The following is a 16309-nucleotide window of genomic DNA, read 5'->3' on the forward strand; positions in this document are numbered from 1 at the left end:
ATCACAACACGCATCTAACACTTTACTTTTCAAGGAGTATTTCCTATGACCCGTAAAGAGCTTGCCAATGCCATTCGTGCGCTGAGTATGGATGCCGTCCAAAAAGCTAACTCCGGCCACCCAGGAGCACCAATGGGGATGGCCGATATCGCCGAAGTGCTGTGGAACGATTTTCTACGCCATAACCCGACCGATCCCACCTGGTACGATCGTGACCGGTTTATTCTGTCCAACGGCCACGCCTCAATGCTGCTTTACAGCCTATTGCATCTTTCCGGTTACGACCTGCCGATCGAAGAATTAAAGAACTTCCGTCAGCTCCATTCAAAGACGCCAGGTCACCCGGAAATTGGCTACACGCCGGGCGTGGAAACCACCACCGGACCGCTGGGCCAGGGTTTAGCCAACGCCGTCGGCATGGCCATTGCCGAACGCACGCTGGCAGCGCAGTTTAACCAGCCGGACCATGAGATTGTTAACCACTTTACCTGGGTCTTTATGGGCGACGGCTGTCTGATGGAGGGTATTTCACACGAGGCTTGTTCGCTGGCGGGCACGCTGGGGCTTGGCAAACTCATCGGCTTCTACGATCACAACGGCATCTCAATTGATGGCGAAACCGACGGCTGGTTTACCGACGATACTGCAAAACGCTTTGAGGCTTACCACTGGCATGTAGTGCACGACATTGACGGTCATGACCCTGAGGCGGTGAAAAAAGCCATTCAGGAAGCGCAGGCTGTTACTGATAAACCGTCGCTGATTATCTGCCGCACGGTGATTGGTTTTGGCTCACCGAATAAAGCCGGGAAAGAGGAAGCGCACGGCGCTGCGCTGGGCGAAGAAGAGGTGGCGCTGACCCGGCAGAAACTGGGGTGGCATCATCCTGCTTTTGAAATCCCCAAAGAGATTTACCGGGCGTGGGACGCACGCGAGAAAGGCGAAAAAGCGCAACAGGGCTGGAAGGAGAAATTCGCAGCTTACGAACAAGCCTACCCGGAACTGGCGGCAGAGTTTACTCGCCGGATGAGCGGCGGACTGCCTAAGGAGTGGGAAGCAACAATCCAGAAATATATTACCGACCTGCAAGCCAACCCAGCCAAAATAGCCACCCGTAAAGCTTCGCAAAATACCCTGAACGCCTATGGGCCGATACTGCCAGAACTGCTCGGCGGCTCGGCGGATCTGGCACCCAGCAACCTGACCATCTGGAAAGGCTCCTCCTCTCTTAAAGAGGATCATGCAGGAAACTACATCCACTACGGCGTGCGGGAATTTGGCATGACCGCCATTGCCAATGGTATCGCGCACCACGGGGGCTTCGTACCTTACACTGCCACGTTCCTGATGTTTGTCGAATATGCCCGCAATGCCGCGCGCATGGCGGCGCTGATGAAAGCCCGACAAATCATGGTTTATACCCACGACTCGATTGGCCTGGGGGAAGATGGTCCCACGCACCAGGCCGTCGAACAACTCGCCAGCCTGCGACTGACGCCGAATTTCAGTACCTGGCGACCGTGCGATCAGGTTGAGGCGGCAGTAGGCTGGAAGCTGGCGGTCGAACGCCATGACGGGCCAACGGCGCTGATCCTCTCGCGGCAGAATCTGGCGCAGGTTGAGCGCACGCCTGAGCAGGTGCAGCAAATTGCCCGCGGCGGCTATGTGCTGAAGGACGGCGGCGGTAAGCCGGATGTTATCCTGATTGCTACCGGTTCAGAAATGGAAATCACGCTGCTGGCGGCGGAAAAACTGACCGGCGAAGGCCGTAACGTACGGGTAGTTTCTCTGCCCTCAACCGATATCTTCGACGCCCAGGATGAGGCATACCGGGAGTCGGTCCTGCCGGCAAACGTCAGCGCGCGCGTGGCGGTAGAAGCCGGTATTGCCGACTACTGGTACAAGTATGTTGGGCTGAAAGGGGCGATTGTTGGGATGACGGGCTATGGGGAGTCGGCTCCGGCAGACAAACTGTTCCCGTTCTTCGGCTTTACGGTAGATAACATCGTCGACAAAGCACACAAGGTGCTTAACGTGTGATCCACAGTGTGGGCCAGGCATCTGGCCCATGCCAGTTATCACAACTTGGCTCCTGGGCATAGCGCACCAGGCGAAAACGCTGACCATCGTAGCGCCAGCGGGTCTGAATACCGCAATCTGCCAACCCTCGTCCTTTAGCGAGGGTAACCAGCTCCCGCGACTTTTCGTCAAACGTAGCGTTGGTCAGCTCCATATCGCGACTTTCCGCATCCGTTTTAAAAGGCAGGCTTAACCGTACCGCGCGTGAAGTCAGCGGGGTTGTACGTGAAACCACCCACGCCAGATCGATAGTGTTATACGCTCCAGCCTCACAGCCAATCATCAGCAGCGCTTTATCATCCGTTAGGGCCGTGACGCGCATCTCGCGACGCAGCGGATCGATAGAGCAACGAATACCGTTGATTCGCCAGTTACCATAGTCCAGCAGTTCACTGCGCTCTTGCTGTGTGAGAGGCGTTGGTGTTGGGTTAATGACCGCTACGCCTTTCAGCGCGGGAGCAGGAGGTACACTGAGCGGAGGCTCGTCACCTTTTTCGATCCATGCGGTTTCGCTGCCAACCCGTTTTTGCTGGGCATCGATAAACAACAATGCGGCTTTTAGCCCGAGCAGCGAAAGATTTTGCGCACCTTTTTGCAGGGTAATCGCCTTCGCGTCCTGTACGGTTTGTAAAAATGCGCTAATGGTGGCGGGATCATCGGTCATCAGTTGCCATGGGCTAATACGCCAGTGCTCGCCGCTCAGCGAGAGCGGCGCACCATCCAACAACAGACGCGGCGCAATATCTCTCTCTTTGACGTTGGACGATTCCAGCCCGCCCAGCTCAATACGCAACACGGCGTCAGTATGTGCCCCGGCGCTGCGGCTCAAGGTCATGACCAGGCCGTGGTGCTCTCCGGTATTGCGCGCCACGCAAAAATTTTGGTTATTACACGTCACCTGCCAGTCAGAAAACGCCTGTTGCGCGGGCGCAGCCCAGAGCAATCGGGCTGGTAGCAACCCGAGCAGGAAAAGGAGAATAACGCGATAGCGCATGGACGGTACAACCCCGAAGTCAAAACACACAGCCTAAGCGGTATCTTCCTTGCGCGACTGATATGGCTCAATAAGAATTGTCGGATTGGCCGTAAATTTGTAAAGAAATATAAATCCCACGCATTAGTCCATGAGATGCGACGACTGCAAATAGTTCAACAATAGCACCGTTTTACCGTCACGGATCTCACCCGTTTTGATCATTTCCAGCGCCTGTGTGAACGGCAGTTCCAGAACTTCAATGTCTTCATCTTCCACACCGCCACCAGCGTTTGCTCGCTGGCTGTCACTGTATTGTGCAATGAAGAAGTGGATTATTTCCGTCACGCCGCCCGGCGACATGTATAACTCAAACAGTTTGCGCACTTCGCCCACTTCAAAGCCGGTCTCTTCAATGGCCTCTTTGCGAATGCACGCTTCCGGTTCATCGTTATCCAACAGCCCGGCGCAGGTTTCAATCAGTTGACCATCTTCATTACCGTTGACCCAGGTGGCGACGCGGAACTGGCGAATTAAGACCACCGTTTTCTTCTCCGGGTTATACAGCAGGATTGTGGCACCGTTACCGCGATCGTAAACCTCGCGTTTATGACGAATCACCTCCCCAGTGCTACGGATCAGGTCATAGGTGATATTGCGCAGGATGAAGTAGTTATCGGAGAGGACTTTATCTTTGATGAGGGTAATTTTTTGCGACATACCGGCTCCACAGCAAGAAGTGAGAAATAATACTACGCCGTGAAACCGGGTTTGTCTTGGAACAATGTAGGCCTGATAAGCAAAGCGCCATCAGGCATTCATGCGGCACATTGCCGGATGACAACGCTAACGCGTTTTATCCGGCCTGGACGCCGATTAGTGAGATTTGACTGATTTTACGCCCAGCCAGTCGACGATCCCCTGGGCGGCGTGCCGCCCCTCCGCCATGGCCGTCACCACCAGATCCGCACCGCGTACCGCGTCGCCACCGGCAAAGATTTTCGGGTTACTGGTTTGGTAACGGTATGCGCTTTCAACATCGGCGGCAATGCGCCCCCAGTTATCGACCTTAACGCCATGCGACTCCAGCCACGGCATGCCGTGTGGGTGAAAACCAAACGCCATGATCACCGCATCTGCGGGCATCACAAACTCACTCCCGGCGATGGGAACCGGGCGACGACGCCCCTGCGCATCAGGTTCGCCAAGTTGGGTACGTAAGAAACGCACGCCGCTGACTCGCCCATCGGCATGCAACACCAGCTCAACCGGCTGGACGTTAAACTCGAAGTTTGCCCCCTCTTCCCGGGCGTTCTTCACCTCTTTTTTCGAACCCGGCATGTTGGCTTCATCACGACGATAGGCGCAGGTCACCTGGCTTGCACCGTGGCGCAGCGCGGTACGTACACAGTCCATGGCCGTATCGCCTCCGCCCAGAACCACCACGTTCAGTCCAGCGGTATCGATAAACGGTTCTTCAGGCAACTCATCCAGCCCCATCACCTGCTTGGTGTTGGCAATCAGGAACGGCAGCGCATCATATACGCCTGGCGCGTCTTCATTTGGCAGGTCCGCCTTCATGGAACGATAGGTTCCCACCCCCACGAACACGGCATCGTAATCCTCCAGCAACTTTTCAAGTGCGACGTCCTTACCCACTTCACAGTTAAGTTCGAAATGAATCCCCATAGCGCTGAAGATTTCACGGCGACGCGTCAGCAGCGATTTGTCCAGTTTGAAGGCCGGAATACCGAACGTCAGCAAACCGCCAATTTCAGGATGGCGATCGTAAACGGTGGCACTGATACCGCTACGCGCCAGCACATCCGCGCAGGCCAGACCCGCCGGACCCGCGCCGATAATGGCAACACGCTTGTCCACTTTCTGCACATGGCTTAAGTCCGGTCGCCATCCTTTACTCAGCGCCCGATCGGAGATGTAACGCTCAATATTACCGATAGTGACTGCGCCATGCTCATTACGCACCGTGCATGCCCCTTCGCAGAGTCGATCCTGCGGGCATACACGCCCGGTCACCTCCGGCAAGCAGTTGGTTTGATGTGAAAGCTCAACCGCGGCATCGATGTTTCCGGCTTTGACCAGCTCAATCCACTGCGGAATGTGGTTATGCAACGGACAGGTCCATTCGCAAATACTGTGGTCGCCGCATTTCAGGCAGCGAGAGGCTTCCCGCTCCGCCTGCGCCGTACGAAACGGCAGATAGATCTCTTCAAAGCTGGTTTTCCGGGCATCAATCGCCAGTTTATCCGGTTCACCACGCGCAGGCGTCGCCTGCATTTGCTCACGTTTGGTGATGACATGTGGAACAAAATCGGTAGTGCTGGCGTGCCATGGCTGGCTTTCCAGACTTGCGGTACGCAGCCTGCGCGCTTTTGACAGACCGGTAAGCGAATTTTCCGTCACCAACTGTAACGCCTGCGCCGGGCAGTTCTCTACGCAGGCGGGCCCCTGTTCACGCCCCTGGCACAGATCGCATTTGTGCGCGGTGGCTTTCACCTTCCCTTTGGCGACAGGAGTGAGTACGATCTGCATCGTGCCGAAAGGACAGGCAACGACGCACGATTTACAGCCAATGCACTTTTGCGGGTTCACCTGAACGCTGTCGTTATCATGGCTAATTGCCCCATTTGGGCAACTTCTGGCGCAGGGTGCATCTTCGCAGTGGTGACAGGTCACCGCGCTGCGCTGCTGCTGATGTTTAATGACGGTAATTCGGGGCTGAAAATGCCGTTGGCTCAGGACATGCTGTTCGCCATTGTGAGCCATGACGCAGGCGACCTCACAGGCATGGCATCCCAGGCACTGCTGGCTATTGACCATAATAAAACGATTCATGGCTTCCTTCTTTTTTGGTTGCAAAAACCTTATTCTTTATAAGAGTGTTATTAACCGACACGGAAGGAAGCGGCAATGTTCATTTGCCCAGGAAGCACAACTATTTATGCAGAACCTGTGGCAGATCAATTTATTTCATCGCATATGAAATTGTGTTTCAGTTACCATCCAGTTTCATGGCGTTTTATTAACCTTTATCAAATACACCGCATCGTTCACGCTGTTTTCAGGCGTGACGTGTATTGTGTGAGGATGCACAAGTGACGGTAAAGCGTCCGGTCTCGGCCAGTCTGGCTAAAGCTTTTTTCTACATAGTGCTGCTGTCAATTCTCTCAACAGGTATTGCGCTGCTCACGCTGACCAGCAGCTTGCGAGATGCCGAAGCCATCAACGTTGCTGGCTCATTGCGCATGCAAAGCTACCGTCTGGGTTACGATCTGCAAAGCCAGAGCCCGCAGCTTAACGCCCACCGCCAGCTTTTCCAGCAGGCGCTAAACGCACCGGCATTACAGAATCTGAATGCGTGGTATGTGCCACAAGCGGTAAAAAGCCGCTATGGACGTCTGCATGCTAACTGGCTGGAAATGAATGCCCGCCTGATCGACGGCGATTTAAAATGGTACCAGGCCAATATCAACAACTACGTCGATCAAATCGATCTCTTCGTGCTGGCGTTGCAACATTATGCCGAGCGTAAAGTCATGCTGGTATTTGGCATCTCGCTGGCGGGCGGGATCGGCATATTCACCCTCGTCTTCTTTACCCTGCGGCGCATTCGCCAGCAGGTGGTGCGTCCGCTGAATAAACTGGTGATGGCCAGTCAGCAAATTGAACACGGTCAGTTTAATATCCCACCGCTGGATACCGGTTTGCCCAATGAACTGGGGTTGCTGGGCAAAACGTTTAGCCAGATGTCGAGTGAATTACACAAGCTGTATCGCTCGCTGGAAGCGTCTGTTGCCGAGAAAACTCACGATCTCCATGAAGCCAATCGCCGTCTGGAGGTGTTGTATCAGTGCTCCCAGGCGTTAAATACCAGCCAGATTGACGTGCACTGCTTCCGCCATATTTTACAGATCGTCCGCGAACATGACGCCGCGTATTTCCTTGAGCTCACCGTCGGTGATAACTGGCGGATTAGCGAAGGGACTAAAAGCCTGGAGCTGCCGATGCAGATCCTGCCGGTCACTATGCAGGAAACCGTCTACGGCGAACTGCACTGGCAAAGTCCAAACGTCAATGCTTCTATTCCACTGCTTAACAGCGTTTCCTCAATGCTGGGACGCGGGTTGTACTTCAACCAGGCACAAAAACATTTTCAGCAACTGTTGTTAATGGAGGAGCGAGCGACGATTGCACGCGAACTGCACGACTCACTGGCACAGGTGCTCTCTTATTTACGCATTCAGTTGACGCTGCTGAAGCGGTCAATTCCGGAAGATAACGCCCCAGCGCAAAGCATCATGGCGGATTTCTCCCAGGCGCTGAACGATGCCTACCGCCAGCTACGCGAACTGCTCACCACCTTCCGTCTGACCTTACAACAGGCAGACTTACCCTCCGCCCTGCATGAAATGCTGGAAACTCTGCAAAATCAAACCTCAGCTAAACTCACACTCGACTGTCGGTTACCCACGCTGGCGTTGGATGCGCAAATGCAAGTGCACCTGTTGCAGATCATCCGCGAAGCGGTGCTGAACGCCATTAAGCATGCCAGTGCGAGCGAAATTGCCGTCAGTTGCGTAACGGCTCCGGACGGCAACCACACGGTTTATATCCGCGATAACGGCATCGGCATTGGCGAGCCGCATGAGCCTACAGGGCACTATGGACTAAATATTATGCGTGAGCGGGCGGAAAGACTAAGCGGCACGTTGACCTTCTCTCAACCTTCCGGAGGAGGAACGTTGGTAAGCATCAGTTTCCGATCGGCTGAATCAGACAGTTATCTAACGTAAAGAACCGCAAAGCGCCGTCGGGTCTGGATCCTGGCCTGACGGCGTTGGCACGAAAGGTATGCTGTAAACGGGCATGATAATTTACATTATCTTCTTTTTTTCTCCACGTTTGACCCGTACCTTGCCGCTAAAGTGAAGCAAGCCATACCCATAACGATACGCAGAAACACGAGGTCCTCTTTTAATGGCGAATTTTTTCATCGATCGCCCCATTTTTGCCTGGGTGTTAGCTATCCTGTTGTGCCTGACAGGAGCCCTGGCTATTTTTTCACTGCCCGTTGAGCAATATCCCGATCTGGCGCCGCCAAATGTACGGGTCACCGCCAACTATCCTGGCGCCTCGGCTCAGACTCTGGAAAACACCGTCACCCAGGTGATCGAGCAGAACATGACCGGTCTCGATAACCTGATGTACATGTCGTCACAGAGCAGCGGGACAGGTCAGGCATCAGTTACGCTGAGCTTTGTCGCCGGAACCGATCCTGATGAGGCCGTCCAGCAGGTGCAAAACCAGCTGCAATCGGCAATGCGTAAACTACCGCAGGCGGTACAGGATCAGGGGGTCACGGTGCGTAAGACCGGGGACACCAATATTCTGACAATCGCCTTTGTCTCCACCGATGGCTCAATGGATAAGCAGGACATCGCCGACTATGTCGCCAGTAACATTCAGGATCCGCTCAGCCGTATTAACGGCGTGGGGGATATTGACGCTTACGGCTCACAGTACTCCATGCGTATCTGGCTTGACCCGGCCAAACTGAACAGTTTCCAGATGACCGCTAAAGATGTGACCGACGCTATCGAGTCACAGAATGCGCAGATTGCGGTCGGACAACTTGGCGGTACGCCTTCGGTGGACAAGCAGGCGCTGAACGCGACGATCAACGCCCAGTCGCTACTGCAGACTCCGGATGAATTCCGCGCCATTACTCTACGCGTCAACCAGGATGGCTCAGAAGTTAAACTGGGCGATGTGGCAACGGTCGAAATGGGGGCCGAGAAGTACGACTACCTCAGCCGGTTTAACGGCAACCCGGCTTCCGGTCTGGGCGTGAAACTGGCCTCCGGCGCCAATGAAATGGCAACGGCAGAGCTGGTGCTCAACCGCCTTGACGAACTGTCACAGTATTTTCCACATGGGCTGGAATATAAGGTGGCATATGAAACCACCTCCTTTGTCAAAGCCTCAATCATCGACGTGGTAAAAACCCTGCTGGAAGCGATCGCGCTGGTATTCCTCGTGATGTACCTGTTCCTGCAAAACTTCCGCGCCACGCTGATTCCCACCATCGCCGTTCCCGTCGTCCTGATGGGTACCTTCTCCGTGCTTTACGCCTTTGGCTATAGCGTTAACACCTTGACGATGTTTGCGATGGTGCTGGCGATCGGCCTGCTGGTCGATGACGCCATTGTGGTAGTGGAAAACGTCGAGCGTATTATGAGTGAGGAAGGGCTCACACCGCGGGAAGCGACACGGAAATCGATGGGGCAAATCCAGGGCGCGCTGGTTGGTATTGCCATGGTGCTGTCGGCGGTGTTTATCCCGATGGCCTTCTTCGGCGGCACTACCGGAGCTATTTACCGCCAGTTCTCGATTACTATCGTCTCCGCAATGGTGCTGTCTGTTCTGGTGGCGATGATCCTCACTCCTGCTCTGTGCGCCACCCTGCTCAAACCGCTGCATAAGGGCGAGCATCACGGACAAACCGGTTTCTTCGGCTGGTTTAACCGAATGTTTAATCGCAACGCCGAGCGCTACGAAAAAGGCGTTGCCAGGATCCTGCACCGCAGCCTGCGCTGGATACTGATCTACGGCCTGCTGCTCGGCGGAATGGTTTTCCTGTTCCTGCGCCTGCCAACCTCCTTCCTGCCGCTGGAAGACCGCGGCATGTTTACCACCTCGGTACAGCTGCCTAGCGGCTCCACACAGCAGCAAACATTGAAAGTGGTTGAGGAAGTAGAGAAGTATTACTTCACCCATGAGAAAGACAACATTATGTCGGTCTTTTCCACGGTCGGTTCAGGCCCTGGCGGGAACGGTCAAAACGTGGCGCGTATGTTTGTCCGTTTAAAAGACTGGGATGAGCGCGACACCACCACCGGAACCTCTTTCGCCATCATTGAACGTGCGACCAAAGCTTTTAATAAGATTAAAGAAGCCCGCGTCTTCGCCAGTAGCCCTCCGGCTATCAGTGGCCTCGGAAGCTCTGCCGGTTTCGATATGGAGCTGCAGGATCACGCTGGTGCGGGGCATGACGCGTTAATGGCCGCGCGCGACAAGCTGATTGAGCTGGCCGGGAAGGATTCTTCCCTGACCCGCGTTCGTCATAACGGTCTGGACGACAGCCCGCAGTTGCAAATTGATATCGATCAGCGCAAAGCCCAGGCTCTGGGCGTTTCCATCGACGACATCAACGATACATTGCAAACGGCCTGGGGTTCCAGCTACGTCAATGACTTTATGGACCGCGGTCGCGTGAAGAAGGTTTACGTGCAGGCGGCAGCAAAATATCGCATGCTCCCTGACGACATCAATTTGTGGTACGTCCGTAATAACAACGGTGGCATGGTGCCTTTCTCGGCCTTTGCCACGTCGCGCTGGGAAACCGGTTCACCGCGTCTGGAACGCTACAACGGCTACTCCGCGGTCGAGATTGTCGGAGAAGCCGCGCCCGGCGTCAGTACCGGTACAGCGATGGACATAATGGAATCGCTGGTGCGCCAGTTGCCGACCGGATTCGGCCTCGAATGGACTGCGATGTCTTATCAGGAACGGCTGTCGGGTTCTCAGGCCCCCGCCCTGTACGCCATTTCTCTGCTGGTGGTATTCCTGTGTCTGGCGGCCCTGTATGAAAGCTGGTCAGTTCCCTTCTCCGTCATGCTGGTTGTGCCGCTGGGGGTCATTGGTGCTCTGCTGGCGACCTGGATGCGCGGTCTGGAAAACGACGTGTACTTCCAGGTCGGGTTACTTACCGTTATCGGGCTATCGGCGAAGAACGCAATCTTGATTGTTGAATTCGCCAATGAGATGAACGAGAAAGGACACGATCTGCTCGATGCCACGCTCCACGCCTGTCGCCAGCGCTTGCGTCCGATTCTGATGACCTCGCTGGCGTTTATCTTTGGGGTTCTGCCGATGACCATCAGCAGTGGCGCAGGTTCTGGCGGTCAACATGCGGTGGGGACAGGCGTAATGGGTGGAATGATTTCAGCCACTATCCTGGCGATTTACTTCGTGCCCCTGTTCTTTGTGCTGGTACGCAGACGCTTCCCGTTGAAACCGCGCCCGGAATAATCGGGCACAAAAAAGGCGACTTACGTTGAGTCGCCTTTTTTTATCCTTTACAGGATATGAATTTCTTCCAGAAAATTATTTACGAAGCATCACTTCGATAAAGTCTTTCCAGTTCCCCAGTTCACGTTCAATCATAACAACCTCTCTTATTATTATGAGCATTCTACAAAATCATCATCATCAAAAGAAGAACATTTAACCGATGGTTGTGATTACATCCTCCCGTGTTTGGGGTTTATGTGATCACTATGCGCCATACCCATAAATTTTATGTGACTTACTGCAATATTTTGAAATATTCATACATCATCTACTACTTTTGCAATTCTGATGGAAAAACAGGCTGATGCAAACAGGCAGATTCTGATTTTTAGTTATACGGTATTTTTGGAGCTTTCAGGAATCATTATTCACTGTTGTTCAACAATGTTATATTTTTCTATAACGATTGAATGACAATATGTATTATTCATTGCCACATAATAAAAGAATAAATATTCAAATTACGTCAATAAGGATTCAAATGATCACCCTCTACGGCATTAAGAATTGCGACACGATTAAAAAAGCCAGACGCTGGTTGGAAGCACAAGGTATTGATTATCGCTTTCATGATTATCGCGTCGACGGTCTTGACAATACGCTATTACAGTCCTTTATCAGCGAATTAGGTTGGGAAGCGCTGCTCAATACACGTGGAACCACCTGGCGTAAACTCGATGAATCCACGCGCAGTCAAATCACCGATGCGGCTTCCGCCGCCGCATTGATGATTGAAATGCCAGCAATTATCAAACGCCCATTGCTCTGCGCGCCGGGTAAGCCTATGCTGCTTGGTTTCAGTGAATCCAGTTATACTCTGTTTTTTAATGAGGTGTAGTCTATGTCGTGCCCGGTTATTGAGCTGACACAGCAGCTTATTCGCCGTCCTTCCCTGAGCCCGGATGATGCCGGGTGCCAGGCGTTAATGATTGAACGCCTGCGCGCGGTAGGTTTTACCGTTGAGCGTATGGATTTTGGTGACACACAGAATTTTTGGGCATGGCGCGGTAAAGGTGAGACCCTGGCATTTGCCGGTCACACCGACGTAGTGCCCGCCGGCGATGTCGATCGTTGGATCAATCCACCGTTCGAACCGACCATTCGCGATGGCATGCTGTTCGGGCGTGGCGCTGCCGATATGAAAGGCTCACTGGCAGCGATGGTCGTGGCCGCAGAGCGTTTTGTCGCCCAGCATCCAAACCATCAGGGTCGTCTGGCATTTTTGATAACGTCCGACGAAGAAGCCAGCGCCAAAAACGGCACCGTAAAGGTGGTTGAAGCACTGATGGCGCGTAATGAGCGACTGGATTATTGTCTGGTTGGCGAGCCGTCCAGCACGGAAATCGTTGGCGACGTAGTCAAGAATGGACGTCGTGGTTCACTGACCTGCAACCTGACCATTCATGGCGTGCAGGGGCACGTAGCCTATCCGCATCTGGCCGATAACCCGGTACACCGCGCGGCGCCAATGCTCAACGAACTGGTGGCGATTGAGTGGGACCAGGGTAACGAGTTTTTCCCGGCGACCAGCATGCAGATTGCCAATATTCAGGCAGGTACCGGCAGCAACAACGTTATCCCCGGAGAACTGTTTATCCAGTTCAACTTCCGTTTCAGCACTGAGCTGACCGATGAGATGATTAAAGCACGGGTTCACGCGCTGCTGGAGAAACATCAGTTGCGCTATACCGTCGACTGGTGGCTTTCCGGTCAGCCGTTCCTGACGGAACGCGGTAAACTGGTGGATGCAGTAGTGAACGCCATTGAGCACTATAATGAAATTAAACCGCAGTTACTGACTACAGGCGGGACGTCCGACGGGCGCTTTATTGCCCGCATGGGGGCACAGGTAGTCGAACTTGGGCCGGTCAACGCCACTATTCATAAAATAAATGAATGTGTTAATGCCGCCGACCTGCAGCTGCTTGCCCGTATGTATCAACGTATCATGGAGCAACTCGTCGCCTGATGAGTGTTCCTGCAAGAGGAAAAATACATGGACTGGCTAGCAAAATATTGGTGGATTCTGGTGTTGGTGTTTCTGGTAGGCGTGCTGCTTAACGTTATCAAAGATCTCAAGCGCGTCGATCCAAAGAAATATCTGGCCAACAAACCGGAGCTTCCCCCGCATCGTGACTTTAACGATAAATGGGATGACGACGACGATTGGCCGAACAAGGATCAACCGAAGAAATAATTTCCAGGCCGGATAAGTCACGTAGGCCCGGTAAGCGTTAGCACCACCGGGCGTTAAGTGCCGGATGGCAACGCTTCGCGTTTTATCCGGCCTACGGTTATCAATCAGATCATCTCAATCACATCATCATCGTGAGGCTTACCACCGCTCAGCGCTTCATCAAAATAGTGCTTCGGTACGGTAAAACGCAGATGATCGAGCGCAAACTGCATGCTGCGTTCATCAATGGCGTGCCCCAGGTTTTCGACGATATCCAGCGTCACATCCCCACCCGCAGCAATTAATGCCTCCTGCGCGGCAACGGCATGGGAGAGCTCTATCACCCGGTCTTCACCACCGTGAATCAAATGCACCGTCGTTGCGGTAGTAGCAACCTCCGGTAAGGTGGCATAGCGACCATTGAAGGCAATGACCCGCGACGCCAGCCCCGGCTCGGCTTTGATGCTCTCAAGCGACATAATCGAACCCTGAGAAAAACCAATCAGCGCGGTGGCCTGCGGTGAAACGCCGCTTTGTTTCTGCCAGTAGCGCACGGTTTCGATAAACACCGGCATAATCGCGTCAATACGCGCCTGGCGGTTCTCTTCCGTTACGCCCTGTACCGAAAACCACTGACGTCCGGAAGTCGTACCGTAAGGCTCTGCCCCGCCAATGCTGACGATTAACGCATCCGGAAACAGCGGCGCAAACCAGGAGCCAATTTCACCCATGGCAACCGGGTTATCGCCGACGCCATGAAACAGCAGCAGTAGCTGTTGAGCGGGTTTATCGGGACTTTGAACAACAAAATGGTCATGTTTCATGGCGATCTCCTTAACTGATGAGAATCATTCTACGCCGCTTAACCGCAATGACCATGCCAGGAAATTGAAGATGTTAGTGAAAAAATTGCCATTGCATAATGCGATTATGTAGCCGCTGTTCACGTTCAGCATCCAGCTGATTTAACGCTTGTGCCACTTCGGCGCGCTGAACGACCAGCAGCGCTTTACGACCTGAGATCTTCAGCTGTTGGCACAATTCGGCGTCGCTGCGTTTAGCCTGTATACGTCCACGCAATGCCGGAAGAGGTAATTCACTGTGCTCAAGCAGACGACTCAGACAGCCTAGTGACGTCAATAATGGCCGATGCGCGAAGGCAAACCCAGCCAGCTCAGCCCAGTCATCCTCATTAAGCGTAGTCTCTTTCAGCGGGACCAGCGGAATGCTCTCATCGTTCCATCGCGCAAGGATTTCCGCGTCACGCCGCAAATGCTGGTGCTCCCGCTCGGCAAGGCGCTTTCCCGCTTCGCTGATCGGCAGCAACGCCATGGCGGTATAACAGCCGCTGCTGGCTTCCCGGTGATTCCCCATTCGCACCAGCACAAAACCGCAGCGCTGCCAGAAACGCCATAGTTCAGCCGTATACCCAAAACTGACCGACAGATAGTCACACGATGTGGAATAGTGGTGGGCCAGCACAATCAGCTGTTGCCCAATACCTTCTCTTTGGCGCGCAGGATGAACCGCAATTCGACTGACTCGTCTCCCGACGAGCGTCGCCGCCAACGGGTCACCACCGTGCGCCGCCAGCGACTGCGCAACCAAATTCCCCCTCGGTCGACGATATCCGGCCCAGACGGCCTGGCTTAATTCTGCTGATAGTCCCCCTTCATCGACCAGCCAGACAGCACCCGCCACTGAGTCAGCGGTTGATGCCTGAAGAAAATGCTGACCAGGCGCGTCCATCATTCGCCGCAGGTCTAATGGCGAGGTGCGATAATGCGCTCCGGAAAGCAACTGGTATACCGCTAACGGCAGCTCCGGGCCAGCATCCCAGGACTGTTGCTCAAATGCCGAGAAGTGAAGCTCCCCCAATGGGGCATGCGTGAACGTTTCATCATCAAACACCAGCGCATCGCTGACAATTTGCTCCAGCGGACATCCCTGCGCCCAGCGCACGGGTTGTTGCAACTCATAGCGTCGAAGATTGGGGAAGCGGGCGCAGAATTTCAGCAAGAAGCCTCTACCCGTTCCCTCGTAGCCTTGTACTGTAGTGGTTAACAGCGTACGAGGAAAACGCGCCACCAGTTGGTGAAGCAGCGGCGCGGGGATCGCGGCGGCTTCATCCACAATCAGCCAGTCTGCGGTTTCAGAACTGCTTAATAGTGCATCCGGCGCCATAAAGCGGTAACGCTCTGCGGCAAATTGTGCCAGCACATCCGTTGCAGCTTTGGCAGGTGCGGTCACAATCGCAGTGCCGTTAATCCGCGCTATGAGTTGCCCTGCCAGAGCGGATTTGCCCCGACCTCGTGCGGCCGTCACCGCAACCACACCGGGAGGCATAGCCAGCAAATGATTTAATATCATCGCCTGTTCTGGTTGGGGTTCGCCAGTTGCCGCAAGCCAGGCTGCGCGAGCAGGAAAGTGCGGACAGGAAACCGGCCGATGCTGCTGCCAGTGCAGAGCCTGTCTATCGAGGGAAATCACCCGTTTGACGTGCTCAACAAAGTGCGGTGTGGGAATGGGCTCAGCACAATCGCTCCAGCGTAGTGAATCCACGTCCGGATGCGTGTGCCAGGAATGCCAGGGTGGGGTCAGAAAAACCAGCCAACTGCCGGCAAGCAGTGTACCGCTTAAGGCGGCAAACGCCGCAGCGTCAAATCCCTGCCCGGCGTCGAAAACTGCATGACGAAACTCGCGCCCCAGTAACGTTTGCAGCGCCTGTGGCGTACAGTTCGGTTCAGCAGGGGCATTCGCCCCTACCCACAACCAGTCGCCGGGTAATATGTCGCGTAGCGCTAACGCCTGCCCCTGACACCAGTTCTCCTCGCCGCTGATAATCAGCAAGCGACGGATCCCCTCACGAGCCATCTGTTCGGTTAACGCCCTCAGCGCCGTGTTATCGGACATCCCTGCCTCTGTAT

At 54.3% G+C, this 16309-nt stretch carries 12 protein-coding genes; 6 read left to right on the forward strand and 6 right to left on the reverse strand.

The annotated features are described in order from the left end of the window. The first annotated feature begins 45 nt into the window (after positions 1-45). On the forward strand, positions 46-2040 hold the full coding sequence (tkt, locus tag SK34_RS04955) for a transketolase (RefSeq protein ID WP_048232500.1): 1995 nt from the start codon (positions 46-48) through the stop codon (positions 2038-2040). Here the strand turns inward: tkt and SK34_RS04960 are convergent. The 3 genes from SK34_RS04960 to aegA all read right to left on the reverse strand — a co-directional run bounded on the left by SK34_RS04960 (position 2030) and on the right by aegA (position 5908). Next, positions 2030-3073, reverse strand: a complete 1044-nt coding sequence (locus tag SK34_RS04960) for a DUF1176 domain-containing protein (RefSeq protein WP_048233765.1) — start codon at positions 3071-3073, stop codon at positions 2030-2032. The genes tkt and SK34_RS04960 overlap by 11 nt on opposite strands. 123 nt (positions 3074-3196) lie before the next feature. Next, entirely contained in the window at positions 3197-3772 is a 576-nt protein-coding gene (gene nudK, locus SK34_RS04965) for a GDP-mannose pyrophosphatase NudK (protein ID WP_016150742.1), read from the reverse strand. 156 nt (positions 3773-3928) lie between these two features. After that, positions 3929-5908 (reverse strand): formate-dependent uric acid utilization protein AegA, encoded by a 1980-nt coding sequence (gene aegA, locus SK34_RS04970; protein WP_048232502.1) that lies wholly within the window; start codon positions 5906-5908, stop codon positions 3929-3931. A gap of 260 nt (positions 5909-6168) precedes the next feature. Between aegA and narQ the strand changes: the two genes are divergently transcribed. After that, complete coding sequence (gene narQ / locus SK34_RS04975) at positions 6169-7866, forward strand: nitrate/nitrite two-component system sensor histidine kinase NarQ (protein WP_044701769.1); 1698 nt, start codon at positions 6169-6171, stop codon at positions 7864-7866. Between the two features lie 184 nt (positions 7867-8050). Beyond that, the gene (acrD, locus tag SK34_RS04980) at positions 8051-11164 is read left to right on the forward strand and encodes a multidrug efflux RND transporter permease AcrD (RefSeq protein ID WP_003838507.1); all 3114 of its coding nucleotides are present in this window, start codon (positions 8051-8053) and stop codon (positions 11162-11164) included. 75 nt (positions 11165-11239) lie between these two features. On the opposite strand, the gene ypfM is transcribed toward acrD, so the two are convergent. Next, positions 11240-11299 (reverse strand): protein YpfM, encoded by a 60-nt coding sequence (gene ypfM, locus SK34_RS24630; protein ID WP_001386977.1) that lies wholly within the window; start codon positions 11297-11299, stop codon positions 11240-11242. Between the two features lie 388 nt (positions 11300-11687). Here ypfM and SK34_RS04985 point away from each other — a divergent pair, with 388 nt between their 5' ends. Genes SK34_RS04985 through SK34_RS04995 form a run of 3 tightly spaced genes read left to right on the forward strand, consistent with a single transcriptional unit; the run spans position 11688 to position 13403 of the window. Beyond that, complete coding sequence (locus SK34_RS04985) at positions 11688-12044, forward strand: ArsC family reductase (protein WP_003835078.1); 357 nt, start codon at positions 11688-11690, stop codon at positions 12042-12044. Between the two features lie 3 nt (positions 12045-12047). Next, positions 12048-13175: a succinyl-diaminopimelate desuccinylase gene (dapE, locus tag SK34_RS04990; protein ID WP_003037976.1), complete on the forward strand. Its 1128-nt coding sequence runs from the start codon at positions 12048-12050 to the stop codon at positions 13173-13175. 27 nt (positions 13176-13202) lie between these two features. Then, positions 13203-13403 carry a membrane protein gene (locus tag SK34_RS04995; RefSeq protein WP_003037974.1) on the forward strand — a complete coding sequence of 67 codons (201 nt, stop codon included), beginning with the start codon at positions 13203-13205 and terminating at the stop codon, positions 13401-13403. 104 nt (positions 13404-13507) lie between these two features. Here SK34_RS04995 and ypfH read toward each other — a convergent pair whose 3' ends face one another. Both ypfH and SK34_RS05005 read right to left on the reverse strand, forming a co-directional pair. Then, positions 13508-14206, reverse strand: coding sequence for an esterase (gene ypfH, locus SK34_RS05000; RefSeq protein ID WP_003037972.1), 699 nt, complete (start codon positions 14204-14206; stop codon positions 13508-13510). Positions 14207-14279: 73 nt separating this feature from the next. Then, a complete protein-coding gene (locus tag SK34_RS05005; RefSeq protein WP_048232504.1) occupies positions 14280-16295 on the reverse strand; it encodes a tRNA(Met) cytidine acetyltransferase TmcA in 2016 nt (671 codons plus the stop codon). Positions 16296-16309 lie beyond the last annotated feature (14 nt).

The sequence above is a fragment of the Citrobacter sp. MGH104 genome (assembly GCF_001034485.1).
GTDB lineage: Bacteria > Pseudomonadota > Gammaproteobacteria > Enterobacterales > Enterobacteriaceae > Citrobacter > Citrobacter freundii.